The following is a 23,978-nucleotide window of genomic DNA, read 5'->3' as shown; positions in this document are numbered from 1 at the left end:
CCTGTGGGAGCGTGGCTTGCCCGCGATGGAGGTCAACGATAACGCGGGAAGCCTGATACCCCGCGGCGACCTCACGTTCATCGCGAGTGAACTCGCTCCTACAGTTAAACGCGATCTAGCTGTTGAACACTAAGGCCTCAGGCACATCCACATCCCACAACACCCCAGGATCGTCCACCGCCACCTCGACTACCTTGGCCGACGCAAACAACGGCTTGGCCCCACGATCTCCCGACAACCCCATCAGTCCCGCCCCGAACGTACGCCCGAACCCCACGGGATGTCCGTATTCACCCTCGATCACCGGAACACTGATCCCGTCATCGGCGATCCCCGCCATCACCTGCTGCACCGTCGACGGCAGGATGAACGGCATATCTCCCAGCACGATCAACCAGCCGTCCAACTGCGAGCAGGCCGTAACCCCGGCCGCGATGCTGTCGCCCATGCCGGTGGATTCGATGAGTACGATCTCGAAACCATAGGCCTGGGCCATGCGGATCACCTGCGGGCGATCTTCGGTGGTGACCAGCACGCGCCTGCTCAGCTCAGTCGGCAAACTCACCAGCACCTGCTCGATCACCGAACGAACCGCGCCATCACGCCCTGTGCAGTCCGCCAGCAGCTTGTCCCTGTCGGCACCCGCCACTTGCCTGAAGCGACTGCCCTGCCCCGCCGCCAACACGATGACGCCGACAGACTCACTCATACACTCTCCTGCAACGGCTTTTTCTGTTTCAGCTCGACGCCATTCTTGATAGCTACGATCTCGGCCATCAGCGATAAGGCAATTTCCGCCGGATTATGACTGCCGATGTGCAGACCGATCGGCCCGTGCAGCCGCGCGATAGCCTGCGGCGACAACCCCAGTTGCAGCAGATTGTCACGGCGCTTCTGACTGTTGACCCGCGAACCCAGCGCGCCGACATAAAACGCCTTGGAATCGAGCGCCGTCAGCAGGGCCATGTCATCAAGGCGTGGATCATGGGTCAAAGCGACAATGGCCGTGCGCTCGTCAGTCTGGATATTCAGCACCGCCTCGTCGGGCATACCCGAGACAAACCGGCCATGCTGCTCTTCCCAGCCATAGACGAACTCGGTGCGTGGATCGCAGATCAGCACTTCGAAATCCAGCAAACGGGCCATTTCGGCGACGTAACGGGACAATTGCCCCGCGCCGATCAGCAACAATCGCCAACGCGGGCCGTAAATGGCCCGCAATCTCTTTTCATCGAATGTCAGCACGTCCGACTTGCTGGCCGGCTGCAACACTACCTCACCGGTCGCGATATCCAGCGAACGCGCGACGATCTGGTGGTCTTCACAGCGCGCCAGCAAATCGGCGACCCAGGCAGGGTCGCCGACGCGTTCTTCGGTCAGGCGCAAGGTGCCGCCACAAGGCAATCCGAAGCGGGCGGCCTCCTCGCGGGTCACGCCGTAGGTGATCAGTTGCACCGGCGGCCCGTCTGCGGGGATACGACCGTCATGCAACCGCGCAATCAGGTCATCCTCGACACAACCGCCGGACACCGAGCCGATCACCACACCATCTTTGCGCAACGCCAGCATGGCGCCAGGTGCCCGGGGCGCGGTCCCCCAGGTCTGGACCACGCTGTACAACACCACCCGCTGTCCGGCGCGGCGCCACTCCAGCACGCTGCGCAGGACATTCAGATCGGCACTGTCCATCAGGCGCTGGCCTTGTTCCAGCCGGAAAGCTGGAAACGAACCGGCAGATCGCGAATGCGCTTGCCGGTAGCGGCGAAGATCGCATTACACAGCGCGGGCGCGATCGGCGGTACGCCCGGTTCGCCGACACCGCCCAATGGCACCTCGCCCGGTGGCGTGACCAGATGCACGGCCACTTCCTTCGGCGCCAGGTTCATGCGCGCCACCTCGTACATATGGAAGTTGTCCTGCTGGACCTTGCCGTCCTTGAAGCTGATCTCGCCCAGGACCGCGTTGCCCAGGCCCATGACGCAGGCGCCTTCGAACTGCGCGCGAATCCGCTCGGGATTGATCTGCGGGCCGCAATCGACGGCAATGTCGGCCTTGTGCACGATCAGGGTGCCGTCGTCCTTGACTTCGACTTCGATCACCGCCGCCACATAGGTGACGAAGCTGTAATGCACCGCCAGGCCCAAACCGCGCCCCTTCGGCATCTCACGCCCCCAGCCGGCAGCCTTGGCCGCGGTTTCAAGCACCGTGCGCAAGCGACCGGTATCGATCGGATAACGCTCCGGGGATTCGCCGTAGTTCCACTCATCGCTCAAGGTGGTCGGATCGATCTTGCGGTCCGGGCCAAGCAGCTTGATCTGATACTTGAGCGGGTCTTCCTTGGCCTTGTGCGCCAACTCGTCGATGAAGCTCTGGACCGCAAAACCGTGGGGGATGTTCGACACCGAGCGGTACCAGCCCACGCGGGTATGGACCGTTGCCTCAGGGTTTTCCAGGCGAATATTGGGGATCGCGTAGGCCATGTTGGTAAAGCCCATGCCCAACTCGAACGCCGCCTCGTGATTCATATTCGGCGCAAACAAGGCGGTGATGCTCGGCGCCACGGTGCGGTGCAACCAGCCGGACGGCAGGCCGTCCTTGTTCAGGCTGGCTTCGAGACGCTCGACCGATACTGTGTGGAAATACGAGCAATGGATGTCGTCTTCACGACTCCACTGCACCCGCACTGCCTTGCCGGGAAATTCCTTGGCGAGGATTGCCGCTTCGATGATGAAGTCAGGCTTGGACTTGCGACCGAAACCGCCGCCGAGCAAGGTGACGTTGAAGGTCACGTTGTCGAATGGCAGGCCCAGGCGTTCGCCTATCCGCTCGCGAGTGACTTGCGGGGCCTGGCTCGGCCCCCAGGCCTCGCAGACACCGTCCTTGTAACGGGCGATGCCGACCATCGGCTCCATCGGCGACTGCGACAGGTGCGGCAGGTAATAGGACGCTTCCAACTTGCTGTCGGCGCTTTTCATGGCTTCTTCGATGTTGCCGGTATTGCGCACCACTTTGCCGGGTTTCTGTGAAGAGGCTTCCAGTTCCTTGCGGTAGGCGATCGAGTCGTAACTGGCGTTGGCACCGTCATCCCACTCGATTTTCAGCGCCTCGCGCCCCTTTAGCGCAGCCCAGGTGTTGTTCGCCACCACGGCAATGCCGCCCAGCGGTTGAAACTCCGAGGGCAGCGGTTTGCTTTCGATCTGGATGACCTTGACCACGCCCGGGACCTTCATCGCCGCCGAACCGTCGAAGCTTTTCACCTTGCCGCCGTACACTGCCGGGCGGGCAATGGCGGCGAACAGCATGCCGTCGAAATGCACATCGGCGCCGTAGACCGCGCGGCCATTGACGATATCGTCACCGTCGATGGCCTTGTTGCCTTCCTTGCCGATATAGCGGAACTCCGAAGGCTGCTTGAGTTTCAGGCTGTCCCGCGCCGGCACCGCCAGGGCGCTGGCAGCGGTGGCCAGTGCGCCGTACTCCAGCTCGCGACCGGAAGGTTTGTGGATGACCTTGTGCAGTTGCGCATGGCATTCGCCCACCGGCACTTTCCACTGATCGGCGGCGGCTTGCTCCAACATGGTCCGCGCGGCGGCCCCGCAGCGGCGCATCGGCTCGAACCAGTGGCGCATGCTGCGCGAACCGTCGGTATCCTGGTTGCCGTAGCGGGCCTCGTCGCCCGGTGCCTGGCGCACCTTGACCCGTGCCCAGTCGGCTTCCAGTTCATCGGCCACGACCATGGTCAGGCTGGTGCGCACACCCTGGCCCATTTCCGAACGGTTGCAAACCACAGTCACCGTGCCGTCAGTGGCGATGCTGACGTACACCTTCGGATCATCGACCCAGCCGTTGGGCATGCCATCGGCGCCGAACTTCTTCTCTTTGTCCTCGGCAAAAACGTCCTGCCAGCCCCAGCTCGCAGCGATCACCAGGGCACCCGTGGCCCCCACGCCCTTGAGAAAGCCGCGCCGACTGAGGTTGCTCAGGGCGAAATCATTCGGTAACCGGCTCATGCCTTGGCCTCCTTCAGGTGGGTGGATGCCTGGCGGATGGCAGTCTTGATGCGGTTGTAGGTACCGCAACGGCAGATGTTGCCGACCATCGCCTCTTCGATCTGTTCGTCGCTGGGGTTCGGATTGGTCTTGAGCAGCGCGGTGGCGGACATGATTTGCCCGCCCTGGCAGTAACCGCACTGGGCCACGGCCGTGTCGAGCCAGGCTTGCTGCACGACCTTGCCTACCGGGTCTGCATGGAGGTTGTCGATGGTGCTGACGTTCTGGCCGACCACCGAGCCAATCGGTGTGATGCAGCTGCGCGCCGGAGCGCCTTCGATATGGATGGTGCAGGCACCGCACAGACCCATGCCGCAGCCGAATTTAGTGCCGTTGTAACCGGCCACGTCGCGGATCGCCCACAACAGGGGCATGTCCTCGGTGACATCGAGTTGATGGTCTTGACCATTGAGCTTCAGGGTAATCATGGGCACGCCCGCATAGAATGGGTTTATGGGGTCGAGCAATCTGCCGCCGGCGTTCGGCGGTTGGCATCACGCAGATCGACTCAGGCTAATGGGGCTCTCTTATGCCGACGGGAGCGTCTGCACCGGGCCTTTTGTGAAACAAAGCATTGCATCGTTAGCTCGCTAAGTTAACCCAGCATTAACAAAAAAGCCCTGCACTTATCATCAGTGCAGGGCTTTGAGTTGAACCTTCAAAGCGTAGCTTCAATAGCGATTCGGCTCCATTTCCAGATCGACCTGGAAACGTTCTGAAATGTCTTTCTGAATTCGCTGCGCCAGGTCGAGCAATTGCAGCCCGGTCGCGCCGCCGTAATTGACCAGCACCAGCGCCTGCAACTTGTGCACGCCGGCATCGGCTTCTCGGAAACCTTTCCAGCCGGCCCGCTCGATCAGCCAACCGGCGGCCAGTTTCACCTGCCCGTCAGGTTGCGCGTAGGCCACCAGATCCGGGTATTGGCCCTTCAGCGTTGCAGCCAATACCGCCGACACCAGAGGGTTTTTGAAAAAACTGCCGGCATTGCCGAGTACCGCGGGATCCGGGAGTTTCTCGCTGCGAATGCTGCAAATGGCCTGGCTGACGTCACTCGCCGTCGGATGCTCGATGCCTTGTTCCGTCAGGCGCTGTCGCACCGGGCCGTACTCCAGGTGCAGGTGCGCTTTGCGATCCAGAGTGAAACGTACCCGCAGAATCAACCAGCGCCCCGGTTCCTGCTTGAACAGGCTGTCACGGTAGGCGAAGTTGCATTCTTCCAGGTTGAACTCGCGCAGTTCGCCGCTCTGCCGATCGAGAGCAGTGAGGCCTGCGAACACGTCCTTGATCTCGACCCCATAGGCGCCGATGTTCTGCATCGGTGCCGCGCCGACAGTGCCGGGGATCAGGCTGAGGTTTTCAAGGCCGGACAAGCCTTGCATCAGCGTGTGTTGCACGAACGGATGCCACGGCTCGCCCGCCTCCGCCTCGATCACCACTTTGCTGCCGTCGTCGCTCAGCACACGAATCCCGCGGCTGGCCATGCGCAGCACCAGCGCCTGGATATCGGCGGTCAGCAGCAAGTTGCTGCCGCCGCCAATCACCAGCAACGGCACGTCATGGGATTGTGCGTAAGTCAGGGCTTCGCGCACATCGGCATCGCTGTGGGCTTCGGCGAACAGGCGGGCCTTAACGTCCACGCCGAAGCTGTTGTACGGCTTGAGCGACACCTGTGAACGCACCTGCAAACTCATAACCTTCCCTTCAGTTCACTCACCAGCAAATCGGTGGCGCGTTCGATCAGGTCCAGCACCTGCTCGAAACCCTGGTCGCCGTCGTAATACGGGTCCGGCACTTCATCGAGCTCGGACTGATAACGACGCAGGAACAGGTCCAGCTCGGCCTTGCCCTTGGCCGGTTGCAAGGCCTTGAGGTTGCGCAGGTTGCTGTTGTCCATCGCCAGGATCAGATCGTAGGTGGCGAAATCGGCGCGAGTGACTTGCTGGGCACGTTGCGCCGAAAGGTCGTAACCGCGAAGCTTCGCCGCGGCCTGACTGCGCTTGTCCGGCGCCTTGCCGACGTGCCAGTCACCGGTACCGGCGGAGGCGACTTCGACCTGATCGGCCAGCCCTGCCTCACGCAGTTTGTGCCGCAGCACGCCTTCGGCGGTGGGAGAGCGGCAGATGTTGCCCAGGCAGACAAACAGAACCCGCATCAGGCCTCCAGCAGGCGACGAACGCGCTCAAGGTCATCAAAGGTGTCGACACCGGCCGGTGGCGCGATCAGCGCATCGGCGACGTGAATACGTACGCCGTGCCACAGGGCCCGCAACTGCTCCAGGCATTCGGTGTTTTCCAGCCAGCACGGGCCCCAGCTGACGAAGTCATGCAGGAAACCGGCGCGATAGGCGTAAATACCGATGTGGCGGCGATACGGCACGCCTTCGGGCAAGTGCTCGCGGCTCTGCACAAAGGCATCCCGTGCCCAGGGCAGCGTGGCACGGCTGAAGGTCAGGGCCAGGCCGTTGAGGTCGCTGACGACCTTGACCACATTGGGATTGAACAGGCTTTCAACGTCTTCGATCGGCTCACCCAGGGTGGCCATGCGCGCTTCGGTGTGGGCGGCCAGGTTGGCGGCGACCTGATCGATCACGCTCGGCGGGATCATCGGCTCGTCACCCTGGACATTGACCACGATGGCGTCCGGGGCCAGGCCCAGTTTCGTCGCGACTTCAGCCAGGCGATCGGTACCGGAGTTGTGATCTTCGCGGGTCAGCACCACTTCGGCGCCAAACCCCTGGCAGGCTTCGACGATGCGCGCATCATCGGTGGCCACCACCACGCGCTGGGCGCTGCTTTTTTTCGCCTGTTCCCAGACGTGCTGGATCATCGGCTTGCCGGCAATCGGCAGCAGCGGTTTACCGGGCAGACGGGTGGAAGCGAAACGCGATGGAATGACGACGGTAAAGGCTGTGGTCATTTATCCAGGCGCTCATCGGTGGTGAGGGTGCGGGCTTCGGTTTCGAGCATGACCGGAATGCCGTCGCGAATCGGGTAGGCAAGACCTGCGCCCTTGCTGATCAGCTCGGTCTTGTCGGCGCTGAGTTTGAGCGGGCCTTTGCAGACCGGGCAAGCGAGGATATCGAGCAGTTTGGTGTCCATGAGCATTCCCTGGATAAAAACGGATTAAGGCAACAGACGAGCCGGCAACAGGCGCATCAGCTGAGTATCGAACCAGGCCACGAAAGCCGGCGACGGCACAGCATCGACCGCCAGGTACCACCAATCGGCGGCGGCGAAGGCACGGCACTTCACCGCGTCCTTTTCGGTCATCACCAACGGCAATGACGGGGTGAAATTCAAGGCCTGCACGCTGTATTCGGCGTGGTCGGCAAAGGCATGTGGAACAGGCTGCCAGTGTAGCGTTTCAAGGGTATTGAAGAAACGCTGCGGATTGCCGATGCCGGCCACCGCATGCAGCGCCTGGCCCGGGGCAAAGTGATCAAGAGGATGGCGCTCACCGCTGCGCAGATTGATCAATGCGCTGGGTTGCAAGTGGAAGGCAAAACCGCCATCGCGATCGGCCGTGGCGCCGTTGTAGAGCACCGCGTCGACGCTTTGCAGGCGTTCGACCGGCTCGCGCAAAGGGCCGGCAGGCAGGCAACGCTTGTTGCCCAGGCCGCGGGCGGCGTCGATCAGCACCAGTTCCAGATCGCGAGCCAAGCGGTAGTGCTGCATGCCGTCATCGGAAAGGATCAGGTCCAGCGGTTCGCTCGCGAGTAATGCCTTGACTGCGCTGCTGCGATCCGGATCGATCATCAGCGGCACGCCGGTGCGCTGGACAATCAACAGTGGCTCGTCACCCGCCACGTCTGCGGTCTGATCAGCCTCGACCCGCCACGGCAATTGCGGCGGCTTGGCGCCATAGCCACGGCTGACCACGCCAACCCGCAAACCGCTGCGCTGACAATGCTCGATCATCCAGAGAATCAGCGGCGTCTTGCCGGTGCCGCCGACCGTGATGTTGCCGACCACGATCAACGGCACGGGCGGCTGATAGATGTCACCCTCGCCCGCCAGGAAGCGTTTGCGCTTGTTGTTGACCACGCGCCGGTACAGCCACTCCAGCGGCTGCAACAGCTTGAGGGCCGGATGCCCCTGGTACCACGCGGCGAGCAGACGATCGGACATGGCCCTCATGGCGCGGTAGGCGCCGCCTCGACTGTGGTCATGCGCAAGTGGCTGAAGCCCAGCTTGCCGGCGGCGTCCATGGCAGTGATCACCGACTGATGCTGGGATTTGCCGTCGGCGCTGATGGACAGCGGCCGATTGGTGTCGCCGTTGGATTCTTTCTGCAGCGCTTCCATCAGGCTGGCCAGGTCGCTTTTCGGCAGGATCTGGTTGTTCACCGAGAACACGCCATCGGCGCTGATGGCGATATCCAGCTGTTTGGACTGATCATCCGCTGGTGAACCGCTGACGGCTTCGGGCAAGTCCACGCGCAATTGGGTTTCGCGGGTAAAGGTGGTGGTCACCACGAAGAACAGCAGCAGGATAAACACCACGTCGATCAGCGACGCGAGGTTGATGTCCACGTTCTCCCGCTGCTTGCGACGGAATTTCACGCTTTGACTCCCGCCAGGTCCACATCACGGTCGCCCTGGACGACTTCGACCAGCTTGATCGCTTCCTGCTCCATGCCCACCACCAACTCATCGATGCGGCGTTGCAGGAAACGGTGGAAGAACACCGACGGAATACCGACCATCAGACCCGCGGCCGTGGTGATCAGCGCCTTGGAGATACCGCCGGCCAGCACCGCGGCGTTGGTGGTCATGCCGGTGCCCATGAACGCGCTGAAAATGTCGATCATGCCCAGCACCGTACCCAGCAAACCCAGCAATGGCGCCATGGCGGCGATGGTACCGAGGGCGTTGATATAGCGCTCCAGATCGTGAATGACCCGGGCGGCGGCCTCTTCGATGCACTCTTTCATGATCTCGCGACCATGCTTGGAGTTGGCCAGGCCTGCGGCGAGGATCTCGCCCAGCGGCGAGTTGGCGCGCAATTCCTTGAGTTTTTCCTTATTGAGCTGTTTGTCCTTGATCCATACCCAGACCTGCCCGAGCAGGTGCTCCGGGGTCACGCGGCTGGATCGCAGAGTCCAGAGGCGCTCGGCGACGATGGCCATGGCCGCGATGGAACTCAGGATGATCGGCAGCATCATCCAGCCGCCGGATTTGACCAATTCCCACACAGTGACAGTCCCCTCGAAAAAGTGCGCCACTCTAACATAGGGGGTCGGCGCACCGAAGACCGTGATGTCGCATCCGGTCGGTCTTTAATAGCTGGCGGTTATTAATGTTTCGGCGGTGGATCGCGCCAGAAACGCCGTTCCAGACGCATCGTCCCCGGTGGTTCGAAGAGACCCAGTTGCAGATGAATGGCGCCCTGCTCCGCGCTGTCGTAGATGGCCATGGCGCGTTGTCGATAACGTGCCAGCACCGTTGGATGAGGATGGCCGAAGGAATTGCCCCTGCTACGGGAGATCAGCACGGCCCTGGGTTGCAGGGTGCTGAGCAAGGCCGTGGTGGAGGAACTGCGACTGCCATGGTGTGGCGACTGCAGCCAGTCGGTCTTCACCGCCAGCGGGCCGTCGAGCAGCGCGCGCTCGGCGCTGGCGTCGATATCCCCGGTCAGCAGCAAGCGTTCGCCGCCGGCATCGATCTGCAGAACGCAGGACTTTGGATTACTTTCCTGGGCATCGGCCCAACGCCAAAGTTCGAAGCTCACGCCATCCCAAGTCCATTGCCGGCCGCTCTCGCATTCTCCTGCTTGCAACTCGGCGGGCAGCTCTTCGGGTTCGCCGCCGATGACCTGTTGCACCGTTATTGCCCTGGTCACTGCCTGTGCCCCGCCGGAATGATCGACATGGGCGTGGCTGATCAACATCAGGTCGAGGGCTTCTACCCCCAATTTACGCAAGGCCGGCACCACGACACGCTCGCCCAGATCGCTATCGCCGAAACGCGGCCCCGCGTCATACAACAGCGCGTGATTTCGGGTCCGAACCAGAATGGCCAGGCCCTGGCCGACATCCAGTTGCCAGATCTCGGCCACGCCTTCCGGCAGCGTGGGTCGAGGCGGAAAAACCAGCAACAGCAACAACGGCCAACCCAGCGGCCGCATCGGCACACCGCGCGGTAATAGAAGCAGCAGCGCACCGAATGCGCCCAGGGCCCATGACCACCAGGGCATTGCCACCGGTATCCAGGCGGGAATTTTCCCGGCCATTATCCCCAGGCCTTTGAAAAGCCAGTCGATCAGCCCTCCGGCCAGCCACAGCAACCCCTCCCCCACATAAGGAACGGGCAGCAACAGGGTTCCAAGCAAGGCCGGTGGCAGCACCAGCATGCTGATCCAGGGCACCGCCAGCAGATTGACCAAAGGCCCACTGAGGCTGATCGGCAAGCCGAGTATCAGCAGTAACGGACCGAGGCCGATTGCGATCAGCCATTGGGCACGGGTCCAGGTTTGCCACCAGCGCCACGGCCCCAGGCGACCGCTGAAGGTAAAGATCAGTACCGACACCGCGCCGAAGGACAACCAGAATCCCGGTTGCAGGCTGGCCAGCGGTTCCATCAGCAACACGCCATTGAGCGCCAGCAGCAGCGGCCACCAGGCGCCAAGGTGGCGAAAGCGCAAGCGCCACAACAGAACAAGGCCGAGCATCAGGCAGGCGCGGCGCACCGGAACCTCGAAACCTGCCAGCAGCCCGTAACCGAGCCCCGCCGCGAAGGCCAAGCCGCAGGCCCAGGGCAGCCACGGCAATCGGGCCGGCCACTGACCGTAACGGGCAAGCCCGGCGACCAGCAGGTACACCAGCCCCGCCAGCAGCCCGATGTGCTGTCCGGAAATCACCAACAAGTGCACGGTGCCGGTGTCCTGCAACACCTGCCAGTCCTCGCGACTGAGCCCCGCGCCGTCCCCGAGCACCAGCGCCACCAGAACGCCGGTTCGACCTTGCGCGTCGACTTGCAACAACTTCTGGCGAATGCCGTCTCGCCAGGCCCATCGCGCCTCGCTCAGGCGCTCGCCATCCTTGACCGTGCCGGTCGCACCGATGCGTTGCGCCAGCAACCAGGCGTCGTAATCGAAGGCATGGGGGTTGAGCAGTCCGCCGGGCCGTTTCAGCTTTACCGCCAGTCGCCAGCGTTCGCCGCTGTTGACCGTTGGTCCGCCGTACCAGGCCAGACGCATGAGCTTCGGCACGCTGCCGTGTCGCGATCTGGCATCGGCCAATTCGAAACGCACTACGGCCTCGCCATGCTGAGGCAAGCCCACGACCCGCCCTTCGATCCAGCGCGTCTCGCCATCCAGGTTCGCTGGCAAGCGGTCATCCAGTGCCCACTGCGCCTGGGCGCCGGCCCAGCTCAAGCCGAAGAGAAAAAATGCCACGGGGTACGTCCGGAACGGCAGCAACATCAAACCCACGAACGGCAACAACAACCACAACCCGACCGGCGGCAATGCCGGTAAAAAACGCAGGGCCAGAAGACCCAGCGCCAACGCCACCATCCCTGTGCGCATACGCCTGTCCTAGAGAGTCCCGACCCTAGGCATAGCTGTCCATCCGCACGACCGTCGTTATCAATTGTCACAAAGTCTGAATAGGCGAGTCATGGAATCCAGACATACTTGCCGCCTTAACCGACCGAGAAGCCTTATGCCCCGGCGCTTGTTCAAACGTTACATGCCAGACCCGATAAGCATCAGGGAACACAAGTCCTTACGCTTTCTCGGCACGTTGCTGCATGACCCCAACCTCTGGCACCTCAACCGCCACTCCGTTGCCCGGGCGATGGCGGTCGGTCTGTTTGCGGCGTTCCTGCCGATCCCGTTGCAGATGCTGGTCGCCGCCACCCTCGCCGTAATCGTGCGCGGCAACATGCCGATTGCCGTCAGCCTGGTCTGGCTGACCAACCCGATCACCATGCCCATCGTGTTCTTTTGCACCTATCAAACCGGCGCCTGGCTGATGGGCGTACCCGCCCGCCATTTGCCCGACGAGTTGACCTGGGAATGGATCAGCGGCGAACTCTCGACCCTGTGGCAGCCGTTCCTGCTGGGCTCGGTGGTGACGGGGCTGGTGCTTGGCGCGCTGGCCTATTGCCTGGTGATGATGTACTGGCGCTGGTGGGTGGCGCGGCAGTGGAAACGGCGCAAGCAGCGCCGGATGCAGCAATGAAAACGGCCTCCACTTGGGAGGCCGTTTTTTTTGGGGCTGGCGGCCAGCCCTGTAGGAGCGAGGCTTGCCCGCGAAGAAGGCGATGCGATATTGCTTAGGTCCGCATCCCCCGCCCACTCACCAGCAACCGCGCACAACCGAAATACAGAATGACCGTTGCCACCAACATGAAGGTGATCGCAATGCTGATGCGAATGTCCGACACCCCGAGGATGCCGTAACGGAACGCATTGACCATGTGCAACACCGGGTTGGCCAGGGACACGGTCTGCCAGAACGGCGGCAGCAGCGTGATCGAGTAAAACACCCCGCCCAGGTACGTCAGCGGCGTCAGCACGAAGGTCGGGATGATCGAGATGTCATCGAAATTGCGTGCAAACACGGCGTTGATGAACCCCAGCAACGAGAAGATCGTCGCCGTCAGCACCACCACTAGAATGGTCACGCCCAGGTGGTGGACCTGCAGATGGGTGAAAAACAGCGACAGCAGGGTCACGATGATGCCCACCATCAACCCGCGCAGCACGCCGCCCAGGGTGTAGCCGATCAGGATGGTGTGCGGCGAAACCGGCGACACCATCAGTTCTTCAATGGAGCGCTGGAACTTGCTGCCGAAGAAACTCGACACCACGTTGCCATAGGAGTTGGTGATCACCGACATCATGATCAGCCCCGGCACGATGTACTCCATATAGGTGAAGCCACCCATGTCGCCGATCTGCCGGCCAATCAGGTTACCGAAGATCACGAAATACAGAACCATGGTGATCGCCGGCGGCAGCAGGGTCTGTGGCCAGATCCGGGTGAAGCGCCGGACCTCACGGTAAACGATGGTGTTCAGGGCAACGAGGTTGGGGCCCAGCTCGGAACTCATAACGCCACCTTCGACAGATTTTTCTCCACCAGGGACACGAACAACTCCTCGAGGCGATTGGTTTTGTTACGCAGGCTCAGCACTTCGATGTTCTGTTGTGCCAGCTGAGTGAATAGCGCGGTGATGCCCATGCTTTTATCGACCTGGACTTCCAGGGTGTGGCCATCGAGCAACCGCGACGGGTAGCCGATCAGTTGCGGCGGCGTGCCCAGACCATTCTTCAGATCCAGCAGGAAGGTCTCGACATGCAATTGGCCGAGCAGCTGCTTCATGCTGGTGTTTTCGACGATGACGCCGTGGTCGATGATGCCGATGTTGCGGCACAACTGTTCAGCCTCTTCCAGGTAATGGGTGGTGAGGATTATGGTAATGCCGCGCTTGTTCAGCTCGGTCAGGAAGGTCCACATCGAGCGACGCAGTTCGATGTCCACCCCCGCCGTCGGCTCGTCGAGAATCAACAGGCGCGGTTCGTGAACCAGGGCGCGGGCAATCATCAGTCGACGCTTCATGCCGCCGGACAGCGAGCGCGACGGCACATCGCGCTTGTCCCACAGGCCGAGCTGAGTCAGGTACTGCTCGGCGCGTTCCTTGGCGACTTTCGCCGGAATGCCGTAGTAACCGGCTTGGGTCACGACGATGTCGAAGGTCTTTTCGAACTGGTTGAAGTTGAATTCCTGAGGCACCACGCCGATGGAGCGCTTGAGCTGCGCAGGATTCTTGTCCAGGTCGTGACCGAAGATATTCACCGTGCCGCTGGTCTTGTTCACCAGGGTCGAGAGAATGCCGATGGTCGTGGATTTGCCCGCGCCGTTGGGGCCGAGCAAGGCGAAGAAGTCACCTTCGGAGACGTCCAGATCGATACCACTCAAGGCCTGGAAACCGTTGCCGTAGGTTTTGGTTAGCTGCCGGATGGACAGAGCGGAACTCATATCGGATTTACACACCAGGAAGTGAAAAAAGAAAAAAGTGTGAGCGGGCGGCGGACCATGCAACCGCAGCGCGGTAGCACAATGGTGCTTGTCGCCGCCACACAAGTACAGTCAAGTGTGTCGATAGTGAGTATTAAGTCAACGCGGTCATGACTGCCTTGTGATAAGCCGGTCGCTGTTTCAGGCGTGCGTACCAGGCCTCGAGATGAGGCTGCGGTGCGCGTTCGATCGGCATCTCGAACCAGGCATAAATGAAGCTGCCCAGAGGAATGTCGCCCATGCCGATCTCGTCGCCCGACAGCCAGGGTTTCTCGGCCAGCGCCTGATCTGCCATCGCCAGCAAAGCGTCGCACTCTTTGATCGCAGCCTTGATGGCAGGCCAGTCCTGTTGATCGGCCGGGGTGCGCAAAACACCCCAGAACACGGTACGGAACGGGCCGGCGAAACTGGAGGTGGTCCAGTCCATCCACTTGTCAGCAATGGCCCGTGCTTGCACATCGGTGGGGTACCACGGGGTATACGCTGCGTGTTTTGCCATCAGATAACGAACGATGGCGTTGGATTCCCACAACACGAAACCTTCGTCTTCGATGACCGGGACGCGGCCATTAGGGTTCATGGCGCGGTACTCGGGTGTGTCGACGACACCAAAGGCTCCGCCCGCATCGATGGCTTCATACGCCAGACCGAGTTCTTCGGCGGCCCATAAAGGTTTCCTTACATTCGACGAATTTTTCCGACCCCAGATCTTCAGCATGACCGCCTCTCGATTGATGAATGCGCAGGCAGCATACGCCGGATCAGGCGCGACTCAAATCGCTCTGCATGTCACCGAGCAACGGTTGCAAATGCTCACCGAACAGGTGCGGATAGCACTGGCGCAGATGTTCGAAGAAGAAAGCTTCGGGGACGTCGGTGAACTGGCCGTGATCGACCAGGTACTCCATCAGCTTCTCGCCGTCGCGATTGAAGGGGTGAAAAACACTGTCATTAATACCGTCGAACTCCAGCGGCGCGACGTTGAACAGCTCGCACAATCCCTCATTGAACGCCGGCGTGGCCTTGACCCAGCGACCGTTCAAATAGAGCTCGGTGTAGCCGTGCATGGCGAACACATCGCTCTTGAGCAACTCGAGCAGGCGCGGCGTCGACAGATGGTTGCGCACATCCGCCAGGCCGATCCGCGCCGGTATCGCGCAATGTCGCGCACAAGCGGCCAGCAGCGTGGCCTTGGGCACGCAATAACTCTCTCCGGTGGCCAGGGCATGACTGCCGCGCAGGGTCTGCGGATCGAGGCTGAACGAATAAGGGTTGTAGCGCACCGCCTCGCGCACGGCGTAATAGAGACTGATGGCCTGCTCGATGGGATCGCGACTGGCGCCACGATGTTTTTCGGCGAACTCCACCACCGAAGGATGGTCACTATCGGTGAAGCGGCCGGGACTCAGGTACTCGTGCATGCGGGCTATCTCCTTGACGAGTCCCGAGTCTAGCGAGAGGTTCAGCACAGAGATAACGACGTTTCGGCCAAATGTGGACGCTTTGGCGCCCGCTCAATGAACGATCTTTCACGGTCCGACGCTCCTCGGGCCTACACAATCATCGTAGGTTTCCTACGAATTCAGTCACCTCGCTCTGCCCACCCCGTTTCGCGGATGCCGTCTAAGCTCTTGGGGTTGGTTTGCCCTGGTTTCACGGAGGATTAAATATGCTGCTGTTGTGGATATTGGTTCTGGTTGTCGGGATAGCTTATTTAGCCCACCGTCGTATCGCCCCGCTGCCTGCCTTGGGCATGGTGGCTGTCTACCTGCTGGCCATGGGCGCTCTCAGCCGCGCGCCGGGTTGGTTGTTGTTGATTTTCTGGGTCCTGCTCGCTGCGGTGGCAGCCCCTCTGTTGCTGCCCGATCTGCGACGCAAATTCTTCAGCGCGCCGATGTTCAACTGGTTCCAGAAAACCCTGCCGCCCATGTCGCAAACCGAACGCGACGCCATCGAAGCCGGCACCGTGTGGTGGGACGGCGAACTGTTCAGCGGGCGTCCGGACTGGAACAAGTTGCTGTCCTATCCCGTGGCACAACTGAACGAGGAAGAACGGGCCTTTATCGATGGCCCGACCGAAGAACTCTGTGCCATGGTCAGCGACTGGGAGCTCGGGCAAACCATGGACCTGCCAGAGCAGGCCTGGACCTTCATCAAGGACAACGGCTTCTTCGCCCTGATCATTCCCAAGGAGTTTGGCGGCAAGGGCTTTTCCGCCTACGCCCACTCGCAGGTGGCAATGAAACTGGCAAGCCACAGCGGCGACCTCGCCTCCACCGTGATGGTCCCCAATTCCCTGGGCCCTGCCGAACTGTTGCTGCACTACGGCACCGACGAGCAACGCAACCACTACCTGCCGCGTCTGGCCCGGGGTGATGAGATTCCGTGCTTCGCGCTGACCGGACCACTTGCCGGCTCCGACGCCGGCGGCATGCCCGACACCGGCATCATCTGCAAAGGAATATGGGAAGGCCAGGAGACCCTCGGCCTGCGCCTGAACTGGGAAAAGCGCTATATCACTCTCGGCCCGGTGGCCACCCTTCTCGGTCTGGCGTTCAAGGCCTATGACCCGGACCATTTGCTGGGTGACAAGGAAGATCTGGGCATCAGTCTGGCCCTGGTGCCAACCGACACCCCCGGCGTAAACATCGGTCGCCGCCATCTGCCGTTGGGGGCCGCGTTCATGAACGGCCCGAACTCCGGCAAGGACGTGTTTCTGCCGCTGGACTTCCTCATCGGCGGCCAGGATATGCTCGGCAAGGGCTGGATGATGCTGATGAATTGCCTGTCGGTCGGGCGCTCGATTTCCCTGCCGGCGGTGGGCACCGGCATGGCCAAGTTCACCAGCCTGGTGACCGGGCAATACGCGCAGATTCGTGAGCAGTTCAATGTGCCGATCGCGGCGTTCGAGGGCATTCAGGAGTCCATGGCGCGCATTGGCGGTAACGCCTGGATGATGGACGCCGCGCGAATGCTGACCGCCAACGCGGTGGATCTGGGCGAAAAACCGTCGGTGCTGTCGGCCATTCTCAAGTACCACCTGACCGAGCGCGGCCGCGAGTGCATCAGCCATGCGATGGACGTGCACGGCGGCAAGGCGATCATCGAAGGGCCGAACAATTACCTGGCCCGCAAATGGTGTGGTGCGCCGATTTTCATCACGGTCGAGGGCGCTAACATTCTCTCGCGCAACCTGATGATCTTCGGCCAGGGTGCGATTCGCTGCCATCCTTTCGTGCTCAAGGAAATGGCCCTGGCGGGTCGCGAGGACAAGGATCAGGCACTCACCGAGTTCGATGGCCTGCTGCTCAAGCACATCGGTTTTGCCGTGGGCAACGCTGCCAGCACCCTGGTATTGAACCTCGGTTTCGGTCATCTGGAACACCTGCCGGGCGACCGCCTCAGCCAAGGCTACTTCCGCGCCCTCAACCGTCAGGCAGCGGCGTTCGCGCTACTGGCAGATCTCAGCATGATGCTGCTGGGCGGCGAACTGAAACGTCGCGAACGCCTGTCGGCTCGACTGGGTGATGTGCTGAGCAACATGTATCTGGCCAGCGCCGCGATCAAGCGCTACAACGACCTCGACACGCCGGAGCACATGGAGCCGCTGTTCATCTGGGCCATGGAGGAAAGCCTTGGCCAGGCCGAACGCGCGATGGATGAACTGCTGAACAATTTCCCGAACAGGGTGATGGCGTGCCTGCTGCGAGTGATCGTGTTCCCGTTCGGTCGTCGCCACAAAGGGCCGTCGGACAAGCTCGGCGCGGCGGTCGCGGCGGTGATCGGACGCGCCAAGGGCGATCCGGCTCTGGAAGAACTGCTTCAGGGTTGCTACCGCCCGCAATCGAACGACGATGCGGTCGGCGCCCTGCAACATGCCTGCGACCTGTTGAACGAAGCGCAGCCGTTGCAGAAAAAACTGCATGTGGCGCTCAAGAGCGGCCAAGTCAGGCCGGTCGCCGGTGAACATGTCATCGATACCGCGCTGGAAGCCGGCGTGTTGCAGCCGGTGGAGGCGCAAACCCTGCGGGAGGCGGAAGCGGCGCGGCGCAAGGTGATCGACGTCGATGACTTCGACAAACAGGAACTGGCACTGGCCCAAGGTCGGATCCGCTGATCCAGCCGAGCCGGTACGGCGTATAAAAATGGGCGCGGGGGCTTTATACTCCCGCGCCCGTTTTGCTCTTGAGGACTTATCTCGTGTCCAACATCGTTGCCGATCATCTCGTTTTGCTCGACCACCTGCGCAGCATCCTGGTCGCCGTGGGTGAGGCCGACCAGGTTCCCGAAGAAAGCCATGCCTTGTTCCTGGAGCGCTTCGACGAACTGCGTGCCCTGCTGCCGGTCGACCCGATCGAAAGCCAGTACCTGGGCCAGGACATCCTGTGCCAGATCATCACCCGCTACCCGCAAATCGCCCACCTGGTTCCGCGCGACCTGCTGTGGTACTTCGCCGGCGATTGCCTGCACTACATGCCCGATGACGAAATCGACCTGTACCAGGCTCTGGAAGAACGTCGCTTCGAAGCCGAACAGAACGACGAACCTTTCGACTGGAATCAGGAAAAGCAGCTGCTGGCGCTGTCGAATCAGGACAGCAAGCACTGATCCGGACCAGGTAAAGCAAAAGGCCCGCATGGTTGTTCATGCGGGCCTTTTTTTGGCTGAAAAACGCCTTCGCGGGCAAGCCTCGCTCCTACAGGGTTTTACGTGATCTGTAGAAGCGAGGCTTGCCCACGTAGAGGCCCGTCAAAACATCCCGTCACTCTCTGGCAGCTCATACTCTGCCGCCCCACCCGATTTCCCCGGCTTGCTCAACGTCGGCTCCTTCTCCAGACACTCCACCAGATAATCGATGAACACCCGCAACTTCGGCGGGAGGTAGCGCGTCGGCGAATGCAGCAACCATGCACCGCCGTGATACGACGCAAGGAAAGTCCAGTCCGGCAGCACCTGCACCATCAACCCCTGCTCCAACGCATGCCGTGCGGTGAAGTACGGCAGGCTGCCAATCCCGATGTGCTGCAGCACCGCCCCCAGTCGAACCCCGGTGTGATTGGCGGCATAACGCCCGCGCACGCCCACCGTCACCACCTTGGTGCCCTTCTTGAATTTCCAGCGCGCATCGCTCGGGGTTTCGCCCAGGTAGATGCAACTGTGATTGAGCAGGTCATGGGGATGAGTTGGCGTCCCGTGCTCTGCCAGATACTGCGGTGTGGCGCAGAGCATATGGTCTATGGTCAGCAGTTGCCGCCCCACCAACCCCGCAGGCGGGCGGTCGGTGATGCGAATCGCGAGGTCGACATTGTCATCGATCAAGTCCACCTGACGATCCTCGAGCAGCAACTCCACATCCACTTTGGGGTAACGACGCAGAAACTCCGGCATGTGCGGGTGAATCACGAAGCGCCCGACGGCCTTGGGCACGCTGATCCGCACCAACCCTTCCGCCTCCTCACTGAACTGACCACTGATTTCCATCACCGAGCGGGCAGCGCTGACCATCTCCTGACAGCGCTTGAACACTTCCTCGCCGCCGTCGCTCAAGCGCAATTTGCGCGTGGTCCTTTGCAGCAGACGAATGGCCAAGGCTTTCTCCAGTCGCGAAATACTGCGACTGACTGCCGAGGGTGAAGAACCCATTTGGCGGGCCGCTTCGGAGAAGCTGCCGGTCTCGACAACCTTGACGAATATCGCCATTTCACCGAGCAGCGGCAGCGGTAGATTTATGCTCACGACGCAACAGTCCTTTGATGTTTGACCGGATTATCACGCACCAACACGCTTCATATAATAAAAATCAGAAACATTTTTGTGAGTTTGCAACATGACGCTTCGCCTCTTTTTCCACAGTGACGACCTCAAGGCCAACGTGGAAATCCTGGAATGCACGTCCCACGAGCAAGAGTTCGCCGTGGTGTTGCGCGCCACGCTGTTCCACCCTCAGGGCGGCGGACAACCCTTTGACACCGGCTGGATTGGCGAAAGCCGGGTACTGCGGGTGATGCAGGATCCCGAGCGGATCGTCCATTACGTCGACCGTCCGGTGAACCTCGGCATGACGCAGATCCGCGTCGACGCGCAACGTCGCCAATCCAACACACGCCTGCATTCGGCCGGCCACTTGATCGGTCACTTCATCCAGGCTCTGGGCTGGATGCCGGTCAAGGCGCATCACTGGCCGGGCGAGTCACGGGTGCAATTCAAACCAAGCGACTCTGCACAAGATGTAGATGCACAGACCTTGCAGAATGGCCTTGCACAGTGGGTCGACCAGGATCTGCCACGCCTGACGTCTCTGCGCGAAGGCGCCCGGGAAATCGGTTTTGGTGAACTGCCCGCCTATGGTTGCGGCGGCACCCATGTTCGTAGCCTGAAGGATTTGGGCACGGTCACGATCGACTCCCTTTCGCACAAGAAAGGGATCCTGTCGGTCCACTATCACGTGGACTGAGCTACAGAACCGAGCTAAAGAACCGAGCGGCAGGACGATGCCGCTGCCGGCATCGCTTGACGCTGGACACCTGCATTTTTTACCTGGCAACCACGCCAAAAGGCCCGCCCAGTCAGACTGGCGGGCCTTTTTTCGGATCGCATAAATCGCGGACGAACAAAAACGCCGCTCAATGAGCGGCGTTTTTGTTTAATTTGGAGCGGGAAACGAGACTCGAACTCGCGACCCCGACCTTGGCAAGGTCGTGCTCTACCAACTGAGCTATTCCCGCAAATGGCGTCCCCTAGGGGACTCGAACCCCTGTTACCGCCGTGAAAGGGCGGTGTCCTAGGCCACTAGACGAAGGGGACACGCTACCCGGAACACATGGTGTGTGTTTCGGTGTCCAGATCCGCATCCGAAGACTTGGTTCTGGTTTCACTCAGCCCTGCCCGAAAGCAACGCTGTTTAAAATTGGAGCGGGAAACGAGACTCGAACTCGCGACCCCGACCTTGGCAAGGTCGTGCTCTACCAACTGAGCTATTCCCGCATTGGCGTCCCCTAGGGGACTCGAACCCCTGTTACCGCCGTGAAAGGGCGGTGTCCTAGGCCACTAGACGAAGGGGACACGCTACAACATTCGCTCCCTGCTTCGTTTCGCTGTGTGCTTTACGCTGCAAGTGGCGCGCATTCTATGGATGGTTTGAAGGGTCGTCAACCCCCTGTTATAAATTTTTTTAAATCAATGACTTGGACCCGCTTTTCAGCCCCGATCCGGTTTTTCCGTCGACCGGTGTTTGACGCCTATATTCTGGCACCCGCCAAGGCGCTATAGTCGACGACCATGAATGATGGCAACTTGCCAAGTATGTGCCAGCATTCAAAAAGCAGGTCTACGGTCGATACAGGCGTAACCCCATTGATCCAGCTCGTCGGGTGGCGCCAGACGCCTATATGGCAAGCCAATACACTCGCACGCGTACCTAATAGAAGAGGTCTTACCGGTGACACCACTCATGATCACCCTGCTCGTCGTAGCCGGGATCGCACTCTTGATCGCCATTGGCTACATCAACCATGTGGTGGAGAACAATAAGGTAGAAAGGGCCCGTACCAAGGTTGAACTCAATGATCGCCTGCGTCGTTGTGGCGAACTCACCGAAACGTTCCCCGGCCAGTTGATGACACCGGCGCTGAAGTTGCTGCTGGCTCGCCTGGAATTGAATGTCTGCCAACGCCTGCTGAGCCTGGAAAAGACCAGCGCCAACCTCAAGGCACGCATTGCAGAGCTTGAAGCGCTGGTGGGCCAGGGCGAATCGATTCCGGTCAACAACCCGCCGGCCCCGATCCAGACCGAAGCCAAGGCCAAGGACGTGCGCTTCCTGCTCGAAGCCCTGCACGGCCAGATCACCCGCGCGGCCCATGACGGTTTTCTTCCTCCGAACGAAGCCAAGCGCTGGATTCGCGAAGTGCGCCACATTCTGGTGCTGCTGCACATCGAGTTCTTCAACAACCTCGGCCAGCAGGCCCTGCAACAGAACCAGCCTGGCCAGGCGCGCCTGGCGTTCGAGCGTGGCGTGCAGTACCTGCGCAAGCAGCAGGAGCCGCAGGCCTATGCTGAACAGCTGGAGTATCTGGAGAGACTGCTGGTTCGCGCCAACGATCAGGTCATGGATCGCATCGCACCGGTGGAAGGTGATGTGAATCAGTTGACCGAGGGTCTCAAGGACGTCGAGGCGGATGCGGATTGGAAGAAGCGGGTGATCTACGACTGATCATTCGATGAAAAAAAATGCCCCGTATCGAAAGAGCCGGGGCATTTTGTTTTCTGCATCTTGCTGACTCCCCTGTAGGAGCGAGCATGCTCGCGATGATCTGAAGAGCGCCGCTGGGTGTCAGGTTCCCAGCGTTATCGTTGACGACCATCGCGAGCAAGCTCGCTCCTACAGGGGGTTTCAGAGTTTGAAATGTCCTACCATGCCTTTCAATTCAACCCCCAGTTGCGCCAGCTCGATACTCGATGCCGCATTGCCCTGCATCGCCAGTGAAGACTGATCCGCGCTCGCGCGAATACTCGTGACACTGCGATTGATCTCCTCGGCCACAGAGCTCTGCTCTTCCGCTGCTGCTGCAATCTGCTGGTTCATCTGTTGAATCAACGACACCGCCGACGCAATGCTCCCCAGCGCGCTTTCGGTTTGCAGGGCATCGCTGACCGCCAGTTTCACCAGGTCGCCGCTGCTCTGGATCTGCTGCACCGAAGTTTGCGCCGCCGAGCGCAGGGCGCTGACCAGGCGTTCGATTTCTTCGGTCGATTGCTGGGTGCGCTTGGCCAACGCTCGGACTTCATCGGCCACCACCGCGAAGCCCCTGCCCTGCTCGCCGGCGCGGGCCGCTTCGATGGCCGCGTTGAGCGCCAGCAGGTTGGTCTGTTCGGCCACGCTCTTGATCACGCCGAGCACCGTGCCGATGTTCTGGATTTCCGCGCTGAGGCTTTCGATGCTGGAGCTGGCCGAGCTGGCCGAGTCCGCCAGCTTTTCGATGCGCGCCATGCTCTGGCGCACCACGACCTGCCCACTTTCCACCTTGCCGTCCGCCGTCTGCGCCGCCACGGCCGCCTCCTCGGCGTTGCGCGCGACATCGTGCACGGTGGCGGTCATCTGGTTCATAGCAGTGGCGACCTGTTCGGTTTCTTCCTTCTGGCTGCTGACTTCAAGGTTGGTCTGTTCAGTCACCGCCGACAGCGACTGCGCCGACGTAGCCAATTGCTCGATGCCAGCCTGCAAACCGCTGACGATGTGGGAAAGCCCCGCGCCCATCTGCTGCATGGCCTGCATCAACTGGCCGATCTCGTCCCGACGATTCACCTCGACCGTGCCACTCAGATCCCCCGAGGCAATCTGCTGCGCCACGCGAATCACGCTACGCAGCGGCCCCACGATCAGGCGGGTAATCACCCAGGCGGCAATCAACCCGACCAGCAACGCCAGCGCGGACGAACCGATGATCATCAGGGAGTTCTTTTTCAGCTCCGCCTGCATCGACTGGTCTTCGGCGACATAGGCCTGGTCGACCCGCTCCATCACCTGGGATGCGCGTTGATGCAGTTGCTGGTAGACGGTCTTTTCCTGTTCCAGCAAGCCGGTGTACTCGGTCAGCTTGTCACTGAAACTGGCGATGTGGCCGATCACTTCATTGAGGACGGTCTGGTAACCCTCGTCCTTGACCGAGGTTTTCAGCTGCTCGGCCTGGGCCAATGCCTGGCTGGCCTGTTCGATCTTGCCCTGCCCCGCGCTGTCATCGCCCTTGCGGCTCTGGTCCAAGCGCACCCGTGCTTCGTTCATCGCCTGCAGCATCAACCGCGACACCTGGCTGACCTGACTGGCCTGCTCGATGAACTGCGAGCCATCTTCGCCCTTTGAATCCTTGAGCGTGTAAGTCCCGTCATCGGCTAACCCGGACTGCAAAA

Annotated in this window: 23 protein-coding genes, 4 tRNA genes and 1 pseudogene; 5 read left to right on the top strand and 23 right to left on the bottom strand. The window is 61.1% G+C overall.

Annotated elements, in window-relative coordinates; genetic code table 11:
• Positions 1-115: 115 nt before the first annotated feature.
• The 12 genes from K9857_RS15345 to K9857_RS15290 all read right to left on the bottom strand — a co-directional run bounded on the left by K9857_RS15345 (position 116) and on the right by K9857_RS15290 (position 11,575).
• Positions 116-709: an NTP transferase domain-containing protein gene (locus K9857_RS15345; RefSeq protein WP_224537127.1), complete on the bottom strand. Its 594-nt coding sequence runs from the start codon at positions 707-709 to the stop codon at positions 116-118.
• Entirely contained in the window at positions 706-1,689 is a 984-nt protein-coding gene (locus tag K9857_RS15340; RefSeq protein WP_224537125.1) for an XdhC family protein, read from the bottom strand. The genes K9857_RS15345 and K9857_RS15340 overlap by 4 nt, the downstream gene beginning before the upstream one ends.
• Positions 1,689-4,010, bottom strand: a complete 2,322-nt coding sequence (locus K9857_RS15335) for a xanthine dehydrogenase family protein molybdopterin-binding subunit (RefSeq protein ID WP_224537124.1) — start codon at positions 4,008-4,010, stop codon at positions 1,689-1,691. The genes K9857_RS15340 and K9857_RS15335 overlap by 1 nt, the downstream gene beginning before the upstream one ends.
• Positions 4,007-4,477 (bottom strand): (2Fe-2S)-binding protein, encoded by a 471-nt coding sequence (locus K9857_RS15330; protein WP_175376109.1) that lies wholly within the window; start codon positions 4,475-4,477, stop codon positions 4,007-4,009. Before K9857_RS15330 ends, K9857_RS15335 begins: the two co-directional genes overlap by 4 nt.
• Positions 4,478-4,720: 243 nt before the next feature.
• Positions 4,721-5,740, bottom strand: coding sequence for a UDP-N-acetylmuramate dehydrogenase (gene murB, locus K9857_RS15325; RefSeq protein ID WP_224537122.1), 1,020 nt, complete (start codon positions 5,738-5,740; stop codon positions 4,721-4,723).
• On the bottom strand, positions 5,737-6,201 hold the full coding sequence (locus tag K9857_RS15320; protein WP_224537120.1) for a low molecular weight protein-tyrosine-phosphatase: 465 nt from the start codon (positions 6,199-6,201) through the stop codon (positions 5,737-5,739). The genes murB and K9857_RS15320 overlap by 4 nt, the downstream gene beginning before the upstream one ends.
• Positions 6,201-6,965 carry a 3-deoxy-manno-octulosonate cytidylyltransferase gene (gene kdsB, locus K9857_RS15315; RefSeq protein WP_175376112.1) on the bottom strand — a complete coding sequence of 255 codons (765 nt, stop codon included), beginning with the start codon at positions 6,963-6,965 and terminating at the stop codon, positions 6,201-6,203. The genes K9857_RS15320 and kdsB overlap by 1 nt, the downstream gene beginning before the upstream one ends.
• Positions 6,962-7,147: a Trm112 family protein gene (locus tag K9857_RS15310; RefSeq protein WP_007945752.1), complete on the bottom strand. Its 186-nt coding sequence runs from the start codon at positions 7,145-7,147 to the stop codon at positions 6,962-6,964. Before K9857_RS15310 ends, kdsB begins: the two co-directional genes overlap by 4 nt.
• A gap of 24 nt (positions 7,148-7,171) precedes the next feature.
• Positions 7,172-8,185 (bottom strand): tetraacyldisaccharide 4'-kinase, encoded by a 1,014-nt coding sequence (lpxK, locus tag K9857_RS15305; RefSeq protein WP_224537118.1) that lies wholly within the window; start codon positions 8,183-8,185, stop codon positions 7,172-7,174.
• The gene (locus tag K9857_RS15300) at positions 8,182-8,610 is read right to left on the bottom strand and encodes an ExbD/TolR family protein (RefSeq protein WP_224537117.1); all 429 of its coding nucleotides are present in this window, start codon (positions 8,608-8,610) and stop codon (positions 8,182-8,184) included. The genes lpxK and K9857_RS15300 overlap by 4 nt, the downstream gene beginning before the upstream one ends.
• On the bottom strand, positions 8,607-9,242 hold the full coding sequence (locus tag K9857_RS15295) for a MotA/TolQ/ExbB proton channel family protein (RefSeq protein ID WP_224537115.1): 636 nt from the start codon (positions 9,240-9,242) through the stop codon (positions 8,607-8,609). Before K9857_RS15295 ends, K9857_RS15300 begins: the two co-directional genes overlap by 4 nt.
• A gap of 101 nt (positions 9,243-9,343) precedes the next feature.
• Positions 9,344-11,575 carry a DNA internalization-related competence protein ComEC/Rec2 gene (locus K9857_RS15290; RefSeq protein WP_224537113.1) on the bottom strand — a complete coding sequence of 744 codons (2,232 nt, stop codon included), beginning with the start codon at positions 11,573-11,575 and terminating at the stop codon, positions 9,344-9,346.
• Between the two features lie 136 nt (positions 11,576-11,711).
• Between K9857_RS15290 and K9857_RS15285 the strand changes: the two genes are divergently transcribed.
• Positions 11,712-12,233 carry a DUF2062 domain-containing protein gene (locus tag K9857_RS15285; protein WP_224537111.1) on the top strand — a complete coding sequence of 174 codons (522 nt, stop codon included), beginning with the start codon at positions 11,712-11,714 and terminating at the stop codon, positions 12,231-12,233.
• A gap of 94 nt (positions 12,234-12,327) precedes the next feature.
• Here the strand turns inward: K9857_RS15285 and K9857_RS15280 are convergent, their stop codons facing one another.
• The 4 genes from K9857_RS15280 to K9857_RS15265 form a co-directional block, all read right to left on the bottom strand.
• Positions 12,328-13,107, bottom strand: coding sequence for an ABC transporter permease (locus K9857_RS15280; RefSeq protein WP_224537110.1), 780 nt, complete (start codon positions 13,105-13,107; stop codon positions 12,328-12,330).
• Entirely contained in the window at positions 13,104-14,036 is a 933-nt protein-coding gene (locus K9857_RS15275) for an ABC transporter ATP-binding protein (RefSeq protein ID WP_224537108.1), read from the bottom strand. Before K9857_RS15275 ends, K9857_RS15280 begins: the two co-directional genes overlap by 4 nt.
• Before the next feature lie 133 nt (positions 14,037-14,169).
• Positions 14,170-14,793, bottom strand: a complete 624-nt coding sequence (locus K9857_RS15270) for a glutathione S-transferase family protein (protein ID WP_224537106.1) — start codon at positions 14,791-14,793, stop codon at positions 14,170-14,172.
• 43 nt (positions 14,794-14,836) lie between these two features.
• Positions 14,837-15,496, bottom strand: coding sequence for a transglutaminase-like domain-containing protein (locus tag K9857_RS15265; protein WP_224537104.1), 660 nt, complete (start codon positions 15,494-15,496; stop codon positions 14,837-14,839).
• A gap of 248 nt (positions 15,497-15,744) precedes the next feature.
• On the opposite strand from K9857_RS15265, the gene K9857_RS15260 reads away from it, so the two are divergent.
• Positions 15,745-18,192 carry an acyl-CoA dehydrogenase gene (locus K9857_RS15260; RefSeq protein WP_224537102.1) on the top strand — a complete coding sequence of 816 codons (2,448 nt, stop codon included), beginning with the start codon at positions 15,745-15,747 and terminating at the stop codon, positions 18,190-18,192.
• An 83-nt stretch (positions 18,193-18,275) separates the two neighbouring features.
• Positions 18,276-18,683 (top strand): PA2817 family protein, encoded by a 408-nt coding sequence (locus K9857_RS15255; protein ID WP_224537100.1) that lies wholly within the window; start codon positions 18,276-18,278, stop codon positions 18,681-18,683.
• Between the two features lie 141 nt (positions 18,684-18,824).
• Here K9857_RS15255 and K9857_RS15250 read toward each other — a convergent pair whose 3' ends face one another.
• On the bottom strand, positions 18,825-19,811 hold the full coding sequence (locus K9857_RS15250) for a LysR family transcriptional regulator (protein ID WP_224537099.1): 987 nt from the start codon (positions 19,809-19,811) through the stop codon (positions 18,825-18,827).
• A 91-nt stretch (positions 19,812-19,902) separates the two neighbouring features.
• Between K9857_RS15250 and K9857_RS15245 the strand changes: the two genes are divergently transcribed.
• A complete protein-coding gene (locus tag K9857_RS15245) occupies positions 19,903-20,529 on the top strand; it encodes an alanyl-tRNA editing protein (RefSeq protein WP_224537097.1) in 627 nt (208 codons plus the stop codon).
• Between the two features lie 195 nt (positions 20,530-20,724).
• Here the strand turns inward: K9857_RS15245 and K9857_RS15240 are convergent.
• The 4 genes from K9857_RS15240 to K9857_RS15225 form a co-directional block, all read right to left on the bottom strand.
• Positions 20,725-20,800: transfer RNA gene (locus tag K9857_RS15240), tRNA-Gly, on the bottom strand.
• Between the two features lie 3 nt (positions 20,801-20,803).
• Positions 20,804-20,879: transfer RNA gene (locus K9857_RS15235), tRNA-Glu, on the bottom strand.
• Between the two features lie 104 nt (positions 20,880-20,983).
• Positions 20,984-21,059, bottom strand: a tRNA-Gly gene (locus tag K9857_RS15230).
• Between the two features lie 2 nt (positions 21,060-21,061).
• A tRNA-Glu gene (locus K9857_RS15225) sits at positions 21,062-21,137 on the bottom strand.
• A 388-nt stretch (positions 21,138-21,525) separates the two neighbouring features.
• Here K9857_RS15225 and K9857_RS15220 point away from each other — a divergent pair.
• The gene (locus K9857_RS15220) at positions 21,526-22,284 is read left to right on the top strand and encodes a hypothetical protein (RefSeq protein WP_224537095.1); all 759 of its coding nucleotides are present in this window, start codon (positions 21,526-21,528) and stop codon (positions 22,282-22,284) included.
• Between the two features lie 180 nt (positions 22,285-22,464).
• Here K9857_RS15220 and K9857_RS30555 read toward each other — a convergent pair whose 3' ends face one another.
• Together K9857_RS30555 and K9857_RS30550 are read right to left on the bottom strand one after the other, a co-directional pair.
• Entirely contained in the window at positions 22,465-23,169 is a 705-nt protein-coding gene (locus K9857_RS30555) for a methyl-accepting chemotaxis protein (protein ID WP_411961572.1), read from the bottom strand.
• Between the two features lie 204 nt (positions 23,170-23,373).
• Positions 23,374-23,520 (bottom strand): annotated as a pseudogene (locus tag K9857_RS30550) (HAMP domain-containing protein); the annotation flags it as partial.
• Positions 23,521-23,978: the final 458 nt, after the last annotated feature.

The organism is Pseudomonas sp. REP124, assembly GCF_020164475.1.
Classification (GTDB): domain Bacteria; phylum Pseudomonadota; class Gammaproteobacteria; order Pseudomonadales; family Pseudomonadaceae; genus Aquipseudomonas.
This window is presented reverse-complemented; position numbering and strand designations above follow the sequence as displayed.